Origin of the sequence: Endozoicomonas sp. GU-1 (assembly GCF_027366395.1) — a bacterium.
GTDB lineage: Bacteria > Pseudomonadota > Gammaproteobacteria > Pseudomonadales > Endozoicomonadaceae > Endozoicomonas.
The window spans coordinates 4186061-4205993 of sequence record NZ_CP114771.1 but is presented as its reverse complement, the minus strand read 5'-3'; the positions used below and the strand labels follow the sequence as shown (position 1 = coordinate 4205993).

General features: G+C 49.4%; 13 protein-coding genes and 1 pseudogene. 4 read left to right on the top strand and 10 right to left on the bottom strand.

Annotated features, from left to right (window positions below; all coding sequences use genetic code 11):
• Positions 1-200: 200 nt before the first annotated feature.
• The 6 genes from O3276_RS17505 to pcnB all read right to left on the bottom strand — a co-directional run bounded on the left by O3276_RS17505 (position 201) and on the right by pcnB (position 7604).
• Positions 201-497 carry a hypothetical protein gene (locus tag O3276_RS17505; protein ID WP_269672492.1) on the bottom strand — a complete coding sequence of 99 codons (297 nt, stop codon included), beginning with the start codon at positions 495-497 and terminating at the stop codon, positions 201-203.
• Between the two features lie 219 nt (positions 498-716).
• Positions 717-3317, bottom strand: a complete 2601-nt coding sequence (locus tag O3276_RS17500) for a ZmpA/ZmpB/ZmpC family metallo-endopeptidase-related protein (protein WP_269672491.1) — start codon at positions 3315-3317, stop codon at positions 717-719.
• A 538-nt stretch (positions 3318-3855) separates the two neighbouring features.
• Entirely contained in the window at positions 3856-4713 is an 858-nt protein-coding gene (gene panC / locus O3276_RS17495; protein ID WP_269672490.1) for a pantoate--beta-alanine ligase, read from the bottom strand.
• A 16-nt stretch (positions 4714-4729) separates the two neighbouring features.
• Positions 4730-5524: a 3-methyl-2-oxobutanoate hydroxymethyltransferase gene (panB, locus tag O3276_RS17490; protein WP_269672489.1), complete on the bottom strand. Its 795-nt coding sequence runs from the start codon at positions 5522-5524 to the stop codon at positions 4730-4732.
• Positions 5525-5649: 125 nt separating this feature from the next.
• Entirely contained in the window at positions 5650-6150 is a 501-nt protein-coding gene (gene folK, locus O3276_RS17485) for a 2-amino-4-hydroxy-6-hydroxymethyldihydropteridine diphosphokinase (RefSeq protein ID WP_269672488.1), read from the bottom strand.
• Positions 6150-7604 carry a polynucleotide adenylyltransferase PcnB gene (pcnB, locus tag O3276_RS17480; RefSeq protein WP_269672487.1) on the bottom strand — a complete coding sequence of 485 codons (1455 nt, stop codon included), beginning with the start codon at positions 7602-7604 and terminating at the stop codon, positions 6150-6152. Before pcnB ends, folK begins: the two co-directional genes overlap by 1 nt.
• 483 nt (positions 7605-8087) lie before the next feature.
• On the opposite strand from pcnB, the gene O3276_RS17475 reads away from it, so the two are divergent.
• Entirely contained in the window at positions 8088-10445 is a 2358-nt protein-coding gene (locus O3276_RS17475) for a hypothetical protein (protein WP_269672486.1), read from the top strand.
• Between the two features lie 404 nt (positions 10446-10849).
• Positions 10850-11518: an isoprenoid biosynthesis glyoxalase ElbB gene (gene elbB / locus O3276_RS17470; protein ID WP_269672485.1), complete on the top strand. Its 669-nt coding sequence runs from the start codon at positions 10850-10852 to the stop codon at positions 11516-11518.
• 75 nt (positions 11519-11593) lie between these two features.
• Here elbB and O3276_RS17465 read toward each other — a convergent pair whose 3' ends face one another.
• The 3 genes from O3276_RS17465 to O3276_RS17455 all read right to left on the bottom strand — a co-directional run bounded on the left by O3276_RS17465 (position 11594) and on the right by O3276_RS17455 (position 14827).
• Entirely contained in the window at positions 11594-12295 is a 702-nt protein-coding gene (locus O3276_RS17465) for a hypothetical protein (protein ID WP_269672484.1), read from the bottom strand.
• A 78-nt stretch (positions 12296-12373) separates the two neighbouring features.
• A complete protein-coding gene (locus O3276_RS17460) occupies positions 12374-12856 on the bottom strand; it encodes a hypothetical protein (protein WP_269672483.1) in 483 nt (160 codons plus the stop codon).
• 345 nt (positions 12857-13201) lie between these two features.
• Positions 13202-14827: an AarF/UbiB family protein gene (locus O3276_RS17455; RefSeq protein ID WP_269672482.1), complete on the bottom strand. Its 1626-nt coding sequence runs from the start codon at positions 14825-14827 to the stop codon at positions 13202-13204.
• 180 nt (positions 14828-15007) lie between these two features.
• Here O3276_RS17455 and O3276_RS17450 point away from each other — a divergent pair, with 180 nt between their 5' ends.
• The gene (locus tag O3276_RS17450; protein WP_269672481.1) at positions 15008-15238 is read left to right on the top strand and encodes a hypothetical protein; all 231 of its coding nucleotides are present in this window, start codon (positions 15008-15010) and stop codon (positions 15236-15238) included.
• Here the strand turns inward: O3276_RS17450 and O3276_RS25850 are convergent.
• A pseudogene (locus tag O3276_RS25850) lies at positions 15235-15347 on the bottom strand (IS1595-like element ISEnu2 family transposase); the annotation flags it as partial. The gene O3276_RS17450 and the pseudogene O3276_RS25850 overlap by 4 nt on opposite strands.
• A gap of 39 nt (positions 15348-15386) precedes the next feature.
• Here O3276_RS25850 and O3276_RS17445 point away from each other — a divergent pair.
• The gene (locus O3276_RS17445; protein WP_269672480.1) at positions 15387-19832 is read left to right on the top strand and encodes a hypothetical protein; all 4446 of its coding nucleotides are present in this window, start codon (positions 15387-15389) and stop codon (positions 19830-19832) included.
• The last annotated feature ends 101 nt before the right edge of the window (positions 19833-19933 follow it).

Genomic DNA, 19933 nt, shown 5'->3' with positions numbered 1-19933 from the left:
GGTGGGCTGGATAAGAAAGGTGGGGAATATACCTTACTTATTGATAGCGGGAAAATAGTTAGCATGATACGAGTCAACCCTATCGATTATATAAAAAGACTTTCACCACAAAGGCACAAAGTCACAAAGGAAGAAAAAAGAAATCTTTTCTTTGTGTCTCTGTGCCTTTGTGGTTCAAATTCAAATCTATCAACCTAATATCAATCCCCCTGTTCGCTTACACCACTCACCGATTTTGTCGGCGTTTCAGGCAGTAATTGATACTCTGCAAGAGCCTTGATGACACTTTCCCGATAACGAGGGCCCCCCCCACAGCAAGAACTTGACTGCATATCCAGTGGGCAACGGCGCTCAACTGTCCATGTACCGTAATTTTGTGGCTTGGGAAGCGAGGGTTTCTGCCCACTGACAGCGTCACTTTGGGGCGCATTAACAGAACTGCCAGCCACCTGGCTTGCACAGCCGCCATCGTACACCTTGGCTGTTGTTGCTTGCATGATAACCTCTCTATTGACCAGTCACACCCCGAACAGGCTATTCCATACCCACTCAGTAGCTACTTTGAACTGGTCGACTGGTCTGGCCGAATTATCCGCAAAGGCAACTGTGGTCGTATAACTGACGATGTTCCGCCTATCCTGGAGCGCCTGGGTATTGACCCACTTGAGTGGCTGAAGACTATGCGCTGGAATAATCGCTTTCACCGCGCGTTGGCCTCACTGAAAATTCATGTAGAAAGCATTGGAAAAGGCTGGGTTCATGGCATGGCTGTGAGCAGGGGATTTTTTATCTCTTTCCCTTTGTTCGCATGAGGCTTCTGCTATCTGTTGCCTACCTACCGGTTCACCATGGTTATCGATGGATTCATACTCGGTCAGTTCTAAGTACACAGGGATGTCAGGGGGGGCGGGTTCTTTTTCATTACCCACGGGAGGATTGCTGTCCCCTGTTGCCGTGTTCCCTTGTCTGAACGTTAACGGTTGGTAATGGTCTGGGGGAGCAGGCAGCGGTCTTGTGTTCCTCGGCCTGAACGACAACGGTTGGTAATGATCCCGGGGAGGAGCAGGCAGCGGTCTCGTGTTCCTCGGCCTGAACGGCACCGGTTGGTAACGATCCCGGGGAGGAGTAGGCAGCTGTCCCTCAGCACGGGGGTGGCCGCTGGCTGGGGGCACCATGGGTTCCGCGCGGTTACGACCAGCATTAGTCGATGACCTTTGGCTGTAAGAGCGGTAGGCGACATAGACCAGCACAAAAATCACCGTGCCCACGATGGCGATAAAAGCTATAACGGCAGGGCTTGATGATGCCATTGGCGGTGTTGGTGCGGCAAATGTAGCAGAACCCGGGTCGAAGATGGTCATTTTTTGCACCTTGGGCCCAATTGTTGTGTTAGGACAATAATTATCGATTTGGTGCTTTAGTTTTGCCAAGTCGTGGGCAATAGTTCCACAGACATCATTATTCTGCCAATAGTCACACCCCTTGGCAGTGCTTCGTTGTTCGTCATTAACAATGACATTACAAATAACAGGGTTAGATCCTCTGAAGATATCCACAGCGGCATTTTCACTTTTAACGGTGCTATAGAACACCCTGGTGTTGGCGATACTTGCTTTTCCATAAAGGTTTCCTTTGCCAATACCGGCGTATGCTGATTCTCCCATTGTTTCAACATGACAGTTCACCGCCATTGTGTTGTTAACGATTCCACCACCCGTCGATGATCCAGCCCCAATACCAGCATCTGCATAAGAGTTGTCGGTTTTCACCGTGCAGCTCAACGCTGTCGTGTCTGTAACCGTTCCTTTATCACGCTGAGATCCCACCCCAATACCGGCACTTGCTGATGTTCCCTTTGTTTCAACAGTACAGTTCACCGCCATTGTGTTGTTAACGGTTCCCCCCCCCCCCGTCGATGATCCAGCCCCAATACCAGCATCTGCATAAGTGTTGTCGGTTTTCACCGTGCAGCTCAACGCTGTCGTGTCTGTAACCGTTCCTTTATCACTCTGAGATCCCACCCCAATACCAGCATTTGCATGAGTGTTCTCGGTTTTCACCGTGCAGTTCAACGCTGTCGTGCTTGTAACCGTTCCTTTATCACTCTGAGATCCCGCCCCAATACCGGCATTTGCTGAGCTTCCCTTTGTTTCAACAGTACAGTTCACCGCCATTGTGTTGTTAACGATTCCATCACTCATCGATCCAGCCCCAATACCAGCATCTGCACCAGTGTTGTCGGTTTTCACCTTGCAGTTCAATGCAGTCATGTTAGTAATAGTTCCTACGCTTACTTTGCCCACGCCAATAGCTGCGCCTACGTGTTCTTTATTGGTAGCAACGTGAGCACGTTCAACCCGAATATTATTGATCATGGCGTTGTCAGACATTTCACAAGCCACTACCCCGACCGAATCCGGTGAGGTTTTTATATTGGCATCACTAAGGGTCAGATTCTCGATACGGCCCCTAGCGGACAGGTGTTTTACCAGGCACTTCGATAAATTGCCAATAGTACGATAATTGCCGTCCAACTTGCCGGTGAAACCATTGTATTTGTATTTACCCCCAATGGACCGGGGCAATTGGCTACCGTCGATATCATCAATCAGGCGATAATCTTTGTCACATGGGAATTTCGCATCATGGCAGATATCGCCCAGGGTCTTGGCATCCGTCACGTTAATCCAGTCAGAGGCGGATGCTGATGCCGCACCGACCGCGGACAGGCCGACCAGAGCCCCCAGTGCCAAGGGTGTGTTTGGCAACTGGCTGGCCCGTAGCGTTGGGGCGGCGGATTTATCATACTGGTGTCGTAGGTTCTGTGAGGCTTTTCTGGCTTTGCCTTTCGTGTTTTCCAAAGTCTCGTCCGGTGTCTTTTCCCTGTGTGTGCCAGGCTCAGGTATCGAACCGCCGCAAGCATTGAACGCATTCAGCTGATCGCTGGCAAACCGGCCCACAGCCGCCAGGTTGGCAAGATAGCTCAGCAGACTATTGATTTCTGAAGGCATGCCGGAATAGGCTGCTATCGCCCGTCCTGCCAGTGCAGTGAACTGATGAAAATTATTGTTCTGGCCAACAACGCCCCAAGGATCAATGCCAGCAGCAGAGTCGGCAACATCCTGCACTGGCAGATGGCGGTGGCTATTGAGTGGATCATACAAGGGGTGCAGTGACCGAACAAATGCACTAGCCCCCGATTGGATCACCTCCCACCCTCTCCATCGACCCTCCGGTTCTGTAGTGGAGGTTGTTACAGGTTGCGGGTCGATGGCCATGCCTACCGGGTTTACGCCTGATTGCCGTATCAAAATCATTACCTCATAAAATTGTTTACGGAGATATTAATCCATTGCCTTACAGGGCAAACACAAAGAAGCAAACAGGTCAGTGATGTTTGAGTATTTCTTTTTTCTACATCGGTAAAAGCGTTAATAGGGGTTTGATAACGGTAGCCAGTTTTATGGCAGTGGTAAGAATAGTTTGAATTACATGGGGCTTTTTTTGCTATGAAAATGCAATTTCCGGACAGCCGCTTAGGAATTGTCTTTTAATAAGTTCCCGATTTCCGTTCACCCTGAGTGCTGAGCTTGTCGAAGTATCGAAGGGTCGTGCCACCGAACTTCGACAAGCTCAGTCCGAACGGAGTCAGGCAACGAAAATAGGGAAGTTATTTCCAGACAGCTCCTTAGCGCTGTTGGTGCGGCAAATGTGACAGAACCCGGGCCAGAAAAGGTCATGCCTGGTACTCCATCGTTTCTGTGATTGGAGACGGTAGAGGGGTTCAAAGCCTGGCCATAGTGTTTGGTCGTCTTCTGGAATGATAAAAGACAGAAGTGTAGTTTGATATCTACCTTAAGATGATCGATTGAAGTAAATATTATCAATCAATCGGGCTTTGCCTAAATAACCAGCAGCAAGAATAACCAGTGACTGCTCATTATGGGTAGCGGGCAGCAGGGTTTGTGGATTGCAGATATTAAAGTAATCCGGCTTGAACCCGGCCTGGGCCATGTGGGCAAACGCATTTCTGCGCAGCAGGTCAAAGTCGGTTTCGCCCGCCTGAATCGCGTCTCTGGCTTGTGTCAGGCAGCGATAAAGAGCAGGTGCTATCTCTCCGCGCTCTTGTGGGGTCAGGTAGCCATTGCGTGAACTCATGGCCAGGCCGGTTGGCTCCCGGGCGATTGAGGCACCGAGAATCTCAACTGGCATCACCATATCCTGCACCATTTTGCGAATGATGGTCAGCTGCTGGAAATCTTTCTCGCCAAATACCGCGATATCCGGGCGCACAATGTTGAACAGCTTGGTGACCACCGTGGCAATGCCCCGGAAGAAACCGGGCCGGGTATTTCCGCAGTGCATACCGTCCAGCACATCGACACTCACATGGGTATGGTTTTCGCTGCCTTCCGGATAGATTTCATGGGTGCTGGCGGCATAGAGCAAATCAACACCGTGATCCATCAGCAGCTGCTGGTCCTGCTCCATGGTGCGTGGATAGGAGTCATAGTCCTCGTTGGGGCCAAACTGCAAGGGGTTTACATAGATACTCACCACCACAAAGTCGCAGCTTTCTTTGGCTTTTTCCACCAGGGTCAGGTGCCCACCGTGCAGGTTACCCATGGTCGGTACAAAGCCAATGCGCAGGCCAGCCGATTTACGGGTGCCAACGATATCCTGAACTTCAGCAATAGAGTGTACAGTTTGCATGATGGATACTTTCCGTTTAGTCGAATCCGTGTTCCGGACCCGGGAATGTGCCGTTCTTGACTTCTTTGACGTAGGCAGCAACAGCATCCTGGGCAGAACCACCTTCAGCCATAAAGTTTTTTACGAATTTGGGTTTGCGTCCGGCGGTCATATTCAGCATGTCGTATATCACCAGAACCTGGCCGTCCGTGTCAGCACCGGCACCAATACCAATCACCGGAATCTGAACGGCACGGGTGATTTCCCGGGCCAGCGCCGAAGGTACGCACTCCAGCACCAGAATGGCGGCACCGGCCTTTTCCAACCCGATGGCGGCTGCAATCATGGCGTTGGCACGGGCTTCATCCCGACCCTGAACTTTGTAGCCACCCAGAACATGCACTGACTGTGGTGTCAGACCAAGGTGGACGCAGGAAGGGATACCCTGCTCACGCAGGCGGGTAACAATAGGTGCCAGCCAGGCTTCACCTTCCAGCTTGACCATTTCAGCACCCGCCTGCATAAGACGGGTTGCGTTGGTCAGCGCCTGTTGCTCATTGGTGTAGGAAGCGAACGGCAGGTCGGCCATTAACAGGGAGTCGCCCGCTTTGTTACTGACACAGCGGGTGTGATAACACATGTCGTCCACAGTAACAGGAACCGTACTGGTTTGTCCCTGACAGACATTGCCAAGGGAGTCACCAACCAGTATCACTGCCACGCCCTGACTGCTGGCCAGGTGAGCCTGGGTGGAATCGTAGGCCGTCAGGCAGGTGAATTTCTCACCCGTTTTTTTCATCTCGGACAGGATACTTAGGGTGACTTTAGCCATGGGTAAAGACCTTGATTAATTGCTGTCGCGGATTATACGAGAAGTGTGAATGCTTGTCAGTTAAGGGCTTGGCGCAACGGTCAGGCCGCCCTGTTTCCAGAGTGCGGGTTTGCAAAGCCAGACGGTTAAAACCATGGATAACGGTCAGCAATAACATTCAGCCCCTGGTACCCTAGTTCATCCACCATTACCTGCAATAGAGTACCATCCGGAAGTTCAAGATCCGGTGCAACATCCAGCAGCGGGCACAGCACAAAATTGCGAACCCGCATCTGATAGTGAGGAACGGTCAGTCGTTCTGACTCAATACACCGGTTGCCAAACAGAATGATATCCAGATCCAGAGTCCTCGGTCCCCAGCGTACCGAGCGCACACGACCATGGGCGTTTTCTATCGACTGCAGGGCATCCAGCAGCCTGAGCGGTGCCAATGTGGTATTCACAGCCACCACCGCATTGCAGTAATCGGGCTGGCCGGGGGGGCCAACCGGGTCACTCCGGTAGAGCCTGGAACAGGCGGCAACCGTTATTTGAGGCATACTGTCAATGTCATCCACAGCACGCTGCAACTGCAGGTCTGGTTGCTCAAGGTTACTACCCAGTGCCACATAAGCGGTTTCTGCCATCAGGACTCTCCAGACTGATGTGCTGACGAGGCATCACCACTGCGAGGCTTGCGCCTGCGCCGTCTGCGTTTAGTGCCCTGCTTTTTCTGCCCGCCATGGCTGGTAAGCGACCGGATCATGGCATGACGGCCATGTTCATCCAGTTCCTGTATTTCTGTCCACCATTGACCGGCCGCCGACAGGTTTTCACCGGCTTGCTCCCGGAGTACCAGGAAGTCATAGGCCGCACGAAATTTGGGGTGCTCCAGCAAGGTTTCAATCAGTTTCGGTTGTCTGCGTTCCAGTCGAATCTGCAGATCCCAGATATCACGAACCATCATCGAGAACCGGCGGGGAATCGCGGTGTGATGACACTGGTTCGTGATCACCGTCATGGAAGCCTGCTGGAATGCCGGAACAGGCGGAATACCCTGGTCCATAAGCTCTCTGGCCATTCGCCTCATGGGTGCCCATAAAAGTGCGGCGAACAGGAACGCTGGTGTCACAGGACGATTCTGTCTGACGCGTTTGTCGGTACTTTTCAAGGCTTCAATAATCAGGTGACCGGCAAGTCTGTCCTGTTCGTGCAAGCAATGCGCTGTTGCTGGAAACAGTGGACCAAACAACTGGTATTCCTGCAGTAATTCAAACGTACGTACACCCTGACCGGACTGCAGCAGCTTCAGAACCTCATCAAACAATCGTGCAGCTGGAATATCGTGCAACAACTGCCCAAGATCCCGAATGGGTTGCTCGGTTTCCGGTGCCATTGTGAAGTTGAGTTTGGCCGCAAAGCGAATGGCCCTGAGCATGCGAACCGGGTCTTCATGGTAACGGGTAACCGGGTCACCAATCAGTCGCAGGGTACCGGTGCGAATGTCGTCAACCCCGTTGCAGAAATCCACCACACTGAAGTCACGACCATCGTAGTAAAGGGCATTAACGGTAAAGTCCCGGCGCATGGCATCGTCTTCCATGGTGCCATAAACGTTATCCCGAAGAATTCTTCCGGATTCCGAGTGGCGGGACTTTTCCTGACCATGGTGCTGTTCATGGTTGGCACGGAAAGTGGCTACCTCAATCATTTCACGACCGAACAGCACATGAACCAGTTTGAAACGTCGGCCAATCAGTCTGGAATTACGAAACAGCCTGCGGACGTCTTCAGGACTGGCATTGGTCGCGACATCAAAGTCCTTGGGGTGAAGATCAAGATACAGATCGCGGATACACCCCCCCACCAGATAAGCTTCATAGCCCTGGCTGGTTAACCGGTTAATCACTTTGAGCGCATTGTCGTTGATGTAGCGACGGGAAACCGGATGTTTATCCCGGGGGATAACGGTTTTCTGCGGGTCGCCCGTTACATCAAATGTGGGCCGGTGGCGTTTTGACCGATTTCTGTTACGCATGAGCCAGAAAATAAGTGTGCCTCCAAGCACCAGGACAGCCATTGCTGTTGTAAAACTGTACATTCCGGTACCTGGCATCATAGGGTTTGCAGGATTTGTTTAAGTTGTGAAAAAAGTTGCATGGATAAAGTGGCTTACCGTGGTTGTTTGTGGCTTTGATCTGCCTGATCAACTTGACCTGAAGGGTAGGTCCGTAAGGATCAGCGCTTATCATAGCACCGCCGCTGTTTTCACTCCATTTGTCTTGACATCAGTGACAACTGTTGTCGGTTTTTATCAATAAAAAAGTTGCCGTGATTCAGAAATTTCACAGTCGGCAACCCGAAAAATTCCTGAACTGAAAAGTCAGTACCTGTTGCCACCGGAGTGCTGACCAGAACATCTCCGGCCAAAAATTTTACCAGACGATGTACCAATAATTAATTACAACTGGTATTTACGTACTTCTATTTCTTCACTGGTAATGGGAACAAATCATTTTTCTACTTGTCAGAGTTGTCGGTACGTCCATAAAACTTTTCACAACGTATCGAGAGGATAGTAATTATGAGTATCGAAACTTTGGGCTTGTTTGGTAATACAACCCAAGATTTGCTTGATGGTAAAGACCAATACTTGTTGGTGCACACCACGAAAAACCAGGAAAAAGTGGATACCGGTGATGACGTTCTGACAAGTTTCTTCGGTTCGAATCAGAGAACTGTACGCATCAAACCTCCAATAGAAAATCTGCTAACACCTACCCAGCCGGTAGGCGACGACATCAAATTTGGTGCCACCAGCAGAATTGATGTGGTCAAGGAAATGATGGCCGAGCGAAATCTGTTTCAGGATGCTTCTATCGAGGCGGTATTGCCCAGAGTCTATATCAGTTTTGAAAATGGCCTGCGGGTCAAACCTGACGGACTTGTCGACGTTGTCGGCGCTTGCATTGAAATCGACGGCAAATCTTACTACGGAGAGTCCGAAGAGGTCCCTGTTCGGGTCAATCAAGAGCGCATTAGCATGATGACGGACGAGATCCGCAAAGAATTGGGTCCGGATGCAGATGTTTACGATTTCAAATCCCATTATCACACCCTCAATGCAAAACAGAAAGAAGCTTTCAACTTGATGATATTTGGTCACAGAGATGGTTGTGACGCAAAAGACGCGGTGCCGGAGCCACAGGTTGCAGGCCTGCGCCAGAGGGTGATAGAGGAATTGAAAAACCAAGGCGTCAGGGACTACTGGCGGATATATACCGATGATCGCCTGACCCGTAAGCAGGGACTGTCTCAGGCAGTCAAGAACGCCGTGAACGATTTCATCAGTAAGCAGAGCGGTGAAGATAAACTGCGACTCGTCCAGACCCTGAAGCAATCCCTGATCAGTCGGGGGCTGCCTGCATCCCTTGGGGATCGCTATGGGCAAACAGTATGGATGCGTGATTTTGGTATTATGGCCTATACCCTGAGCAAACAAGACGTCACCCGCCCTGAGGCCCACAAAAAGCTGACGGACTCTCTGGCATCCATTGCCAGCAAGCAGTTCGACAGTGGACTGATTCCTCAGGTAGTGATTCCAGACCCGTATTTGAGCGAATTTGTCTATCAGCGGGTGCTGGGGGGAGACACCGGGAATGGCTGGTACTACAAGCTGCGTGACTATATGAAAGAAAAATTCCCCGAGATCACCCTGCCCACTCTGGATTCGGAGTCCCTGAAAACCATCGCACCGGAAGAACTGAAGACCATACTCAACCAGCTTTATGCTAACTACCTAATGGCGAAAGAGACGGGTGACCCGGGTGTACCCAATCCGACCCATACCTTAAGGGGCTTACTGACCGATACCCTCGGCACATTAACACCGGGCACCACCGACAGTGAAATTCACTTTATTCGCTCCATGACCAAACTGCTGGAACTTGCCGGCACTCAGGAGCAAAAGGACGACGTCCGGAAACTGGTTCCCAACCTTGCCCATGCCATGGCTTACCTTGATAAAAAAGTACTGGACCCGGCCAATGGCTTGCCTCAGGGTGGCGATAACCGTGATATGCTCGACACCTGGATGTATCAGAAACTGCTGTGCAGTAATGCCTGTTTTCTCTATCAGGGCTTCACCGGACTGGCCCATCATCTGGAAGAGATCGGCCCCCAGCTCAAGATCGAACTGAGTAAACATTTCCCACCCGGGACAACACCCGTTTCCGGCTTTATTTCCGCCTTGCTTGATGATAATCCGCAGGCCGTCAGCGATGAACTGGCGAAGTTCAAACAGTTGATTAAAGAAACCTTCCTCTATAACCAGGACGGCAAATTTGACCCGAGGGACTTTGTCCATTCGGATAATCCCACCGGCCGCGAGTCCATGAACAAACCCATGGAATATATCTCCCCACTGGTTAATGCCAACAAGGATTTTCTGGAGGGTAAGGAAGTCAACCTGCAGGGGCTGGCACTGGCTATTGAAAACGGGCTGATTCAACCGGAAGATCACCCGGCGGTGGTAAAACTGATCAGATCACAACTGACGAAAGCTGGCCTGAAGGTGTTTTCTCCCATCAATATGGCTAACGGTCACGAAAAAGACATGCTGATTAATAGCAAAGGTTTTCTGGTATGGCCGCAGATCGAATACCGGATAATTGATGCTCTGACCAATCACATGGAGAGTACTCCAGAGGTTAAAGAGCTGTTGTTGGAGTTGCACGAGGCAGGTGAACGTCGCAATGGATTACATGAATGGTATAACACGTATGAATCCGTGAAATCCGGGGAATCCGGGGAGAAGAAGGAGATAGTCGTTTATGGTGGAGGAGCCACCGGCCAGGCCTGGTCAATCATGTTGATGGACAAGGCACTGAGTCCTGCCAACCTGACGGGTGAAGAGGCAATGGAAGTCGATGAGGGCAACTGAAAAAATAGTGCCCATCCTGAAGACCCTCTTCCAGAAGGTTGCCCGGTAAAATCATCCATCCGGGTGTCTCCTGAGGAAGGGGGGACAAAAAATTGAGGGTAAAGATTCCGTTTTGTGAGGTGAATATAGGTTCTATTTGTCGCACAAAACGGATTTTTTTGTTTAATTCTCTGCACGACCATGTGAATGCAGGAGCAGTTACCGCACAGGGCAGTCTATTCTCGATCAGCCTCCTGGGACACCCCCATCTATTGACTCTAAAATGATTTATTGTTGAGCTGAGATAAGAGCTACTTTATAGAACAGTCGAGACTTGCAATGAGGCTCTGATAGAAAGTTGTCCTTTTTCTCAGGAGATCTTCTGTGCGATGTGTAAATGAATATATTGATAGGAGAATACACTAATGAGTTCAAATCATCAGAAGAAAGTCGCCGTCATTCTCTCCGGGTGTGGTGTCTACGATGGTGCTGAAATTCATGAATCAGTATTAACGCTACTGAGTATTGAACAGCAGGGAGCAGCCTATAAATGCTTTGCTCCTGATATTAATCAACACCACGTCATTAACCATTTGACCGGGGAAGAAAGCCAGGAACAGCGAAATGTTCTGGTGGAGGCCGCCAGAATAGCCCGAGGGGATATCGAACCCCTGGCAGCTTTGAAAGTCGCTGACTTTGATGCCCTGGTTGTTCCGGGTGGCTTTGGGGCAGCGAAAAACCTGTCGGATTTTGCGTTTAAAGGCGCTGAGCTGCGTGTGCAGGTTGATATGATGGTTGCCGTTAAGGCGTTCTCGGAAGCCGGTAAGCCAATTGGCCTGATCTGCATTGCTCCGGCAATGGCTGGTCGTATTTTTGCCGAAGGCGTTAGGGCAACCATTGGTAATGATGCAGCAACTGCCGAGGCAATGGAGCAAACCGGAGTGACTCACCAGCCCTGTGCAGTTGATGAAATCGTCATTGATGAGACCCATAAACTGGTAACCACTCCAGCTTATATGTTGGCACAAAATATCAGTGAAGCTGCCGCAGGTATTGGCAAGCTGGTCACTAAAGTGCTGTCAATGACCAGTTGATGATCAGCTTCAAGCCCGGGAATATAAGTAGTTAACCAAGATGTGAATATTCTCTGGCGTTCGCTTTTCATATTTTTACCTGCGAGCAGCTTGAACAAGCCGTTCAATGTGCTCTATCGGCAGATAACCCAATGCAATGGCTGATTTGATGATCCCTGCGGGCTTAATATCGCCTTGATCCCCGTAAAAATCGAGCAGTTTAGCGAATATTGAGGAGCATTCCTTTAATTGAATAAAGCTCCTGACATGGAGAGACTCTAATGTATTTATGGGGATCTTTGCATTCCGTAATGAGTCCTCAAATATTGGGTGCCGGAAAAGAGCAAGAATTTTACCTTCATCACGGCCTATATTGGCACCCAGTATTAAACAAATAACCCCACGATGTCTGTGAGGCATATCTTTAATGCCAAGGCCACTCTCCCACCGATTCAAGTCCCAACGGTCAGGATCTGTCGGGTTATTGCTGGCTGGTTTATTTGCCGCTGTACTACTGACAACCGATGGCAACACTCCGGTTTGATCCTGAATATAATTGATCACCCTGTCCAGAAGGAGGGATAATTTTTCTTCATTAAGATTGAACTCACCATTGGGATTGAGCTTACCGTCACTGCAATACCGGATAATACTTTGTCCGAATACAACAGCTGCACTGCTGTCAGGATTTGTACCCTTTGCAACAACTGCACGGCTATCAGGATTATGTGTACTTTCTGCACGATCAACTGAGGATGGCAAAAGAGGTGATTTTTCAGCTGAAGCTGAAGGATGCATATCAGAAGTCCCCGGGTATTTGATTCAGACGAATATGCTCAGGCTGTGAATATTCTCAGCGGACCGCTAAACATATATTTATGTCTCCGCTGTCAAGTTAAAAATCTTTTTAATGCCTTCTTCCGGCAGATAGCCCAATGCAATGGCTGATTTGATCAACCCTGTGGGCTTAAGTTGATGAAACGTTTTGGGCCCACCTGCGCAGATAGTAAACAGTTCACCTAATATTTTTGAAGTTGAAGCACCTTGGTGTTTCTGAAGAATGCCCCTGAAGTCGAGAGATGTTATATCTGTTTTGAGATCCCCTGCCCGCAATGATTCTTCAAATAGTGGGTGCTGAAAAAGAGCACGAATTTTATCTTCATCAGCCCCTATATAGGTACTAAGTGTGTCAAAAATGAGTTTGCGATAACGGACATGCAACAATACATTCAAGCCAAATCCTTCCGTACTGAATAACCTACTCTCCCAATTATTCCATTCCCAACGGTCAGGATTTGTCAGGTTATTGCTGGCTGAGTTTTGTTCCGCACCACCACTGACAATTGATGGCAGCTCCACTCCGGCATTCTCAGCAATATACTTGACTGTCTTGCCCAGAAGACCGGATAACCTGTCTTTATTGAGTTCGCCCTTGGAGTTTGAGCAATATCGCATCATAATTTTAGCTAAACTAACAGCTTGCGTGCTATCAGAATCCTTTGTGTCCCCAACGCAATAAGGAGAGGGTGGAAAGGGGGGAATTCACCAACCGAAGCTGAGCTTTTCATGCTAGATCACCATTAATATTTCATTCAGAGGAATATACTTTGATTGGACAACTAACCGGCAAAAATGTTCCATATTGATAATGTCTGAGAATCCAGATGGGGACTAACAGCCTCCTTCTGATACCCAGCAATCCCGTTAATCCAGGATAACGTCTGCCCTGAAATAAGCGCTAATATAGCGGGTGAAAGATGAAGGTAGTTGAATACCTTCCAGTTGACAGACCGCACCCAGGCAAGCCGAAATAATAGAGAGCCAGATAACTTTCATTTCTCTCTGAAAGCAGGTGGTCTCACAGTCTGCCCTTAATTGTGCCTTCTGTTCAGGTGAGAAGGATGCGTGATCTGCTAATCGATTCAGGACTAAGTCCAGATCCCTGATTTTAGTAAACTCTTCACTTAACCTGTTTTTGAATTTCAACTTGTGAGCGGGAGTATTAGCCCTGTGACTAATGGCAACCTCATCCCATAAAGTGTCTACCAGTCGATCTAACCTGGTATGATCCATTGCTTCAGGTGTGAATGGATCAGCCAGGCTACTCAGCAGGTGAACAATGTCAGGGTACTGAGTCCGCTGCGCTTCTGTGAGCGTGATGCAATGGCCGAAGTCGTTAAACCAGACATATATGTGGCCACCGGGCTTGAAACTTAACATGATATTGCCCGGGTGACAGTCACCATGAACAATGCCATGCCCTAAGGCAAGCTCACACCACTTTTTCTGGACCTGAAAATGAACTTTATCCAGTACAGACTTGAAAAGATCATCCTCAACCAGATGTACACCAAAACACCGTTGGTAGACGTCTGACCGCAGTCGCTGGTTTTGCGGGTTGGTCAATGTATTCAACGCGTGCCCGTCCTGAAGGTGTTCCATGATCAGGAGGTTATCAGCGTCAACTGCTTCGGTTATCTTTGGCACCCTGAAGGTTAATTGGGTTGCCTGTGGCAAGAGAGTATCAAGCCTTACGGTTTGTTCCGTTTGTTCCAATGCTTCTTTGAATGCAGCCTGGTTCTTTTTCTCTTCTTTAAGATTGCACTGCCGGATCAATGGATTGGTCATTTCCCGGATGGCCATTCTAATTTCTTTTGGCATGAAAAATAGCAGCATTCTTATGGATTTTAACCCTGCTGCCAAATCATTGGCTTTCCAGTCCGGAACCACTTTGGCCACCAGCGATTCTTCATCTTTTTTAATTTCAAAGCAGGAGCGTATCGTTCCTGTTTCAATATGGCGTTCCACTGAATAAGCTTTACATCCGGCTTTATCCAGGATTGATCTCGGAACGGTAACAGGTATTTCAGGATTGTTAGCCAAAACATGCTGAATTACAGCAGAAATTTGTTTACGTTCCCATTCTTTGCCCAACTCTTTTCCCAGTTCTTTTAATAGCCTTGGATTTTCAACCACAGCCTGTAGCACTTTTGGATAAGCCGAACCCAGCCTTTGTAAATAACTCTGCAAATGCTGACTGGTAAACTGAACCCTGAACAGATGGTGTTTGACAAAATAATAAGCAACCAATGATACTTTTCCCACTGCCCGACAGAATATTGAAATATTGCGTGGAAGGCTTTTAATAGAAGACCATGTACTGGTGCCTGAACCTGGTTTATCTTCTTTAAGGCGTGGTAATTCCCCTTGATATTGACTGACTTGCCTTCCTTGACAGGATGACTCAACACTGTAGGCATGAGCAACTGACGATTTAACAGGAAGCTGTAAATGATTTATCCCTGTCGGGTACTGCAGATGAGCATCCATGGCTACTCCCTTCATTAGAATAATATTTATCGATTCGATTCATATTGAACTTAATATCATGGGTATTTAGACAATATTTTTGCAATATCGTTCAATTTTCCTGCCAGATTTGATACAAAGCGTTGACAGCACGAACTGGGACATGCAGAGCTTGAACTGCTGGAACCCCACCGAAGCCGAATGACTTCTGTTGAATTAAGCACTGCTATCTGCAAAATGAGCTACGCAGTGGATTCAGAAACACGGAAAGAATGGCATGAAGCGAGCGAGAAAAGGAGAAGAGACCCGCTTGGACTTGATGAAATAGTGGCATGGGATTTGGATTCATTGGCGACATTGGATTCATTGGCGACAGAGTCAAAACTGGTCAACAACGATGACTGGATGGAAGAGTTCCTGCAAGGGCTGTGATATGCATTCACACGTTGCCGGTGAAAAAACCTTCTAAAACCCGTATTCCAGAGGATGACACCCGTTCTTTAAAGGTGAACCCCAAGGTTCTCGCAGGCTTCTCATGTGCAAATCTCACAGCCAGTGTGCCTGACAAAACAGGTCAGCCTTGTTTGATACCGGCTGCCTGGAACTTTACCGGGCTGACCTGGTCAGTTCTATTGTTGTCATCCCCAGACGATTCTCCAACTGGAAACAGGTAATCTCCGAAGAAACCATGCAGTCACCTTCCTCCTCAGTAACCGCAGACACGGCATCCCCGTTAACAGCCACTGAAACAGGAAGGCACCGGCCAGCAAACAGCCGAAAACAAGAAAGAAAGCGATCCATGTCAGGTTACCAGGTGGAACAGACAACAACGGGCACTGGAACATTTCCACCGCATCAACTGCAATCTGAATCCGGGTCCATCCCACCCATAAAGCGCAGGCGTGTTACTGACAACAGCAGGCGTATTGTCTGTTCTGCAACTTCGCTACCTGCTAATCCGGAGCCAATGGAGACCGAACCGGCCATGCCTGCTGACGCAGCTTCCAGGCTTCCGGGAGTGATCAGTTTCCTATCAAGAAACCTGCCAACAGTCAGCGACAACAGGCTATTAACTGGCAATGAACATACCTCAGCGATGGTGCAGGTCATGCCTGAACCAATGAAGGATGTACCGCTCACTACAGAAATTAACAGTGGAACATCAATTTCAGAATTTTCTGTAAGCCAGCAAAATGAACTGCGAACACATTTAAATAATCAAGAAATTCAAGCAATATTAACAAATGCCGGGACTCTTCTGAAAAACCTCAAAGACAGGAAAATCCAGTTAGCGCGAGACAGGGGAAAGCCGCCCGCACATTCCCTCTTTTCCAAGTTAAAAAACTTCAGCATTGTTAAAGATTCTCAGACTTTCAAAGGCTATTTTGCCAAGGCCAACACGTTCTTTTTAGCTGTAAATCCCCAGCAGATTACAAATACCAGCTGCCTTACCAGCATGCTCAAGTCGAAGACTCAGATAAAAAAGTTTGCAGAAGAAAGCGAGGAAAACATTCAGGCGGTTGCTGCTAACCCATGCTTGAAACAGATTGCCTCCATGTGTAATGGCAAAGGCTTGCCCGACAAAGCGAAGGTGGAAGCCTTCGTGGCGTGGGAGTGCTGGAAGGTGAACGGCGAATTCAGCCTGGAACTGCTGCGGGCCTTTTCCTCCATGATGAGCAGTAGGGGCTTGCCCGACAAAGCGAAGGTGGAAGCGTTCGTGGCGTGGGAGTGCTGGAAGGTGAACGGCGAATTCAGCCTGGAACTGCTGCGGGCCTTTTCCTCCATGATGAGCAGTAGGGGCTTGCCCGACAAAGCGAAGGTGGAAGCGTTCGTGGCGTGGGAGTGCTGGAAGGTGAACGGCAAATTCAGCCTGGAACTGCTGCGGGCCTTTTCCTCCATGTGTAATGGCAAAGGCTTGCCCGACAAAGCGAAGGTGGAAGCGCTCAAAGCGTGGGAGTGCTGGAAGGTGAACGGCGAATTCAGCCTGGAACTGCTGCGGGCCTTTTCCTCCATGTGTAATGGCAAAGGCTTGCCCGACAAAGCGAAGGTGGAAGCGTTCGTGGCGTGGGAGTGCTGGAAGGTGAACGGCGAATTCAGCCTGGAACTGCTGCGGGCCTTTTCCTCCATATGTAATGGCAAAGGCTTGCCCGACAAAGCGAAGGTGGAAGCCTTCGTGGCGTGGGAGTGCTGGAAGGTGAACGGCGAATTCAGCCTGGAACTGCTGCGGGCCTTTTCCTCCATATGTAATGGCAAAGGCTTGCCCGACAAAGCGAAGGTGGAAGCGTTCGTGGCGTGGCAGTGCTGGAAGGTGAACGGCGAATTCAGCCTGGAACTGCTGCGGGCCTTTTCCTCCATATGTCATGGCAAAGGCTTGCCCGACAAAGCGAAGGTGGAAGCGCTCAAAGCGTGGGAGTGCTGGAAGGTGAACGGCGAATTCAGCCTGGAACTGCTGCGGGCCTTTTCCTCCATGTGTCATGGCAAAGGCTTGCCCGACAAAGCGAAGGTGGAAGCGCTCAAAGCGTGGGAGTGCTGGAAGGTGAACGGTGAATTCAGCCTGGAACTGCTGCGGGCCTTTTCCTCCATGATGAGCAGTAGGGGCTTGCCCGACCAAGCGAAGGTGGAAGCGCTCAAAGCGTGGGAGTGCTGGAAGGTGAGCGGCGAATTCAGCCTGGAACTGCTGCGGGCCTTTTCCGCCATGTGTCATGGCAAAGGCTTGCCCGACAAAGCGAAGGTGGAAGCGCTCAAAGCGTGGGAGTGCTGGAAGGTGAACGGCGAATTCAGCCTGGAACGGCTGCGGGCCTTTTCCTCCATGATGAGCAGTAGGGGCTTGCCCGACAGAGCGAAGGTGGAAGCGTTCGTGGCGTGGGAGTGCTGGAAGGTGAACGGCGAATTCAGCCTGGAACTGCTGCGGGCCTTTTCCTCCATGTGTCATGGCAAAGGCTTGCCCGACAAAGCGAAGGTGGAAGCGTGCGTGGCGTGGGAGTGCTGGAAGGTGAACGGCGAATTCAGCCTGGAACGGCTGCGGGCCTTTTCCTCCATGTGTAATGGCAAAGGTTTGCCCGACAAAGCGAAGGCGGAAGCGTTCGTTCAATGGCTACCCTCGGATGAAAATAAGAATATTCTGAAACTTTCTTGCCGAATATTTGCCAGTTTTGGTTTGCCCTCAGGAGAAAAACTGACTGAAAATGAGAAAACACTGCGCCAATGTCTTAATCAGCATGGTTGTACCACTGAACATGGAGACGACAATAGTGATGAAGATCTTTTAGAATCGAGTCAAATGAAAGCACTGGCTCTGTTCTTCTCTGGGCCCGCAGCATGGCGCATGAAAATTGCCGAATTCCAACAATATCTGGCTGCCCACAAGAGTTCTCGAAATGACAGAGTGGCTGTTCGTGCTGCGCTGAAATCATTGCTACCGATATTGGCTATCCATGGAGGAACTGGTATCCAGTTCTGGATGGAAAAATATCGTGAAAATCCACGCTGCAAAGGAGTACTCACTAAGGCATTATCTATTCCTGCACCACTGGCTTTAACAAAATTTGTACTAACGCAACTCCCTGAATCTGAGAGGCAGGAATACCTTGAACTGTGCAGAAACCTGAAGCCAGCCCCGACTCAGGAACAGTGGTATGCATTAAAACCACTTTGCCAACAGCTTGGCCAGCAATTTGACTTCACGCAATCCAAACGCACGATGCTGGAGATTCTCTGGCAACAATCAGAAGATAACCGCTCAAAATACGCGGATAAGATGGATGAGCTATTCAAAACCTTGCCCACCGTCTCACAGTGGCGGGGGTTACATCGGGTGCTTGGACCACACAAAATGCAGCAATTCATGGATGCCTGTCTTGACTATCAGGCTACCCCTGAAACCGCTCCTGATGTCACGATTCAGCAACGGTTGCTGGCAGGAATGCTGCTCACCAAGCACTCTCTACCTGAACAAGGGAAAATACCGGATCTCTGCTTTTCAAACCGAGTGGCAACAGATGATAAAAGAGGGGTGATGGTCAGTGGTGATCCCGCCATGTCGGGCCAGGAACGCCTGTGGCGCTTTATCACGGCCATGTTAATTGAGCTTGAACAAACAGAATATCAATTCAAGAATCAAAGACTAACCGTTTTGCCAGCCGATGGCGATCCGGTTGTACTCCAAAATCCAGAGTTTACCCTCAGAGATACCGGCTTTGTTATAAAGAACTGGACATTGCAACAGTTAACCGCCTTTTTCAAGGCAACCGAGTTCACAGAACAATGGTATAAACAGCCTCAGGACAAGCGCGATCCCTATGCGATCAGGCTTGAGGCAAAATTAGCCCAAATGCAAGCGAGAACCAAAGAGCCCAAGAAAGCCAAGCCTAAAAAAATACCACACCTGGTGGCACCCTCTCTGATTATCAGTCTAATCAATTGCCATAAACCATTAAAGCCTGCGGTCTGGTCATCTCTTGAACACTATGCCAGCAGCGGCCAGCTAAACGCCCGTTTATGCACGGCACTCAGCCCGGTTATCAAAGATGATAAAGAGGGCATGGTTCCAGACCTCGTTAAGAAAGCGGTGGTTGCAAAGTTGGAACAGATTGAGGCAGCAAAAACGCCAGCAGTAACATCAATCCCTCAGCAAGGACTTCCAGCAAGGGCAAGCACATCAACTCAAGGGAACCACGTTTCCAACCGTCGCATTCAAGGGCCGCTATCTGACTTTGACGCGGCAATGGAAGCTCTGGATCGTTTTCGCGAATTGGGAAATGCAGAACTTGAACTGCTGGAACCCCACCGAAGCCGAATGACTTCTGTTGAATTAAGCACTGCTATCTGCAAAATGAGCTACGCAGTGGATTCAGAAACACGGAAAGAATGGCATGAAGCCAGCGAGAAAAGGAGAAGAGACCCACTTGGGCTTGATGAAATAGTGGAATGGGATTTTGATTCATTGGCGACATTGGATTCATTGGCGACAGAGTCAGAACTGGTCAACAACGATGACTGGATGGAAGAGTTCCTGCAAGGGCTGTGATATGCATTCACACGTTGTCGGTGAAAAACACCTTCTATAACCCGTATTCCAATGACACCCGTTCTTTAAAGGTGAATCCCAAGGTTCTCGCAAGCTTCTCA

What these genes read in the sequence shown, in the direction of transcription:
- pcnB (WP_269672487.1), bottom strand. Translation starts at nt 7,604, where the DNA reads ATGTACAGTTTTACAACAGCAATGGCTGTCCTGGTGCTTGGAGGCACA.
- O3276_RS17455 (WP_269672482.1), bottom strand. Translation starts at nt 14,827, where the DNA reads ATGGATGCTCATCTGCAGTACCCGACAGGGATAAATCATTTACAGCTT.
- panB (WP_269672489.1), bottom strand. Translation starts at nt 5,524, where the DNA reads ATGGCTAAAGTCACCCTAAGTATCCTGTCCGAGATGAAAAAAACGGGT.
- O3276_RS17500 (WP_269672491.1), bottom strand. Translation starts at nt 3,317, where the DNA reads ATGATTTTGATACGGCAATCAGGCGTAAACCCGGTAGGCATGGCCATC.
- O3276_RS17450 (WP_269672481.1), top strand. Translation starts at nt 15,008, where the DNA reads ATGACTTCTGTTGAATTAAGCACTGCTATCTGCAAAATGAGCTACGCA.
- O3276_RS17465 (WP_269672484.1), bottom strand. Translation starts at nt 12,295, where the DNA reads ATGCATCCTTCAGCTTCAGCTGAAAAATCACCTCTTTTGCCATCCTCA.
- O3276_RS17505 (WP_269672492.1), bottom strand. Translation starts at nt 497, where the DNA reads ATGCAAGCAACAACAGCCAAGGTGTACGATGGCGGCTGTGCAAGCCAG.
- elbB (WP_269672485.1), top strand. Translation starts at nt 10,850, where the DNA reads ATGAGTTCAAATCATCAGAAGAAAGTCGCCGTCATTCTCTCCGGGTGT.
- folK (WP_269672488.1), bottom strand. Translation starts at nt 6,150, where the DNA reads ATGGCAGAAACCGCTTATGTGGCACTGGGTAGTAACCTTGAGCAACCA.
- O3276_RS17475 (WP_269672486.1), top strand. Translation starts at nt 8,088, where the DNA reads ATGAGTATCGAAACTTTGGGCTTGTTTGGTAATACAACCCAAGATTTG.
- panC (WP_269672490.1), bottom strand. Translation starts at nt 4,713, where the DNA reads ATGCAAACTGTACACTCTATTGCTGAAGTTCAGGATATCGTTGGCACC.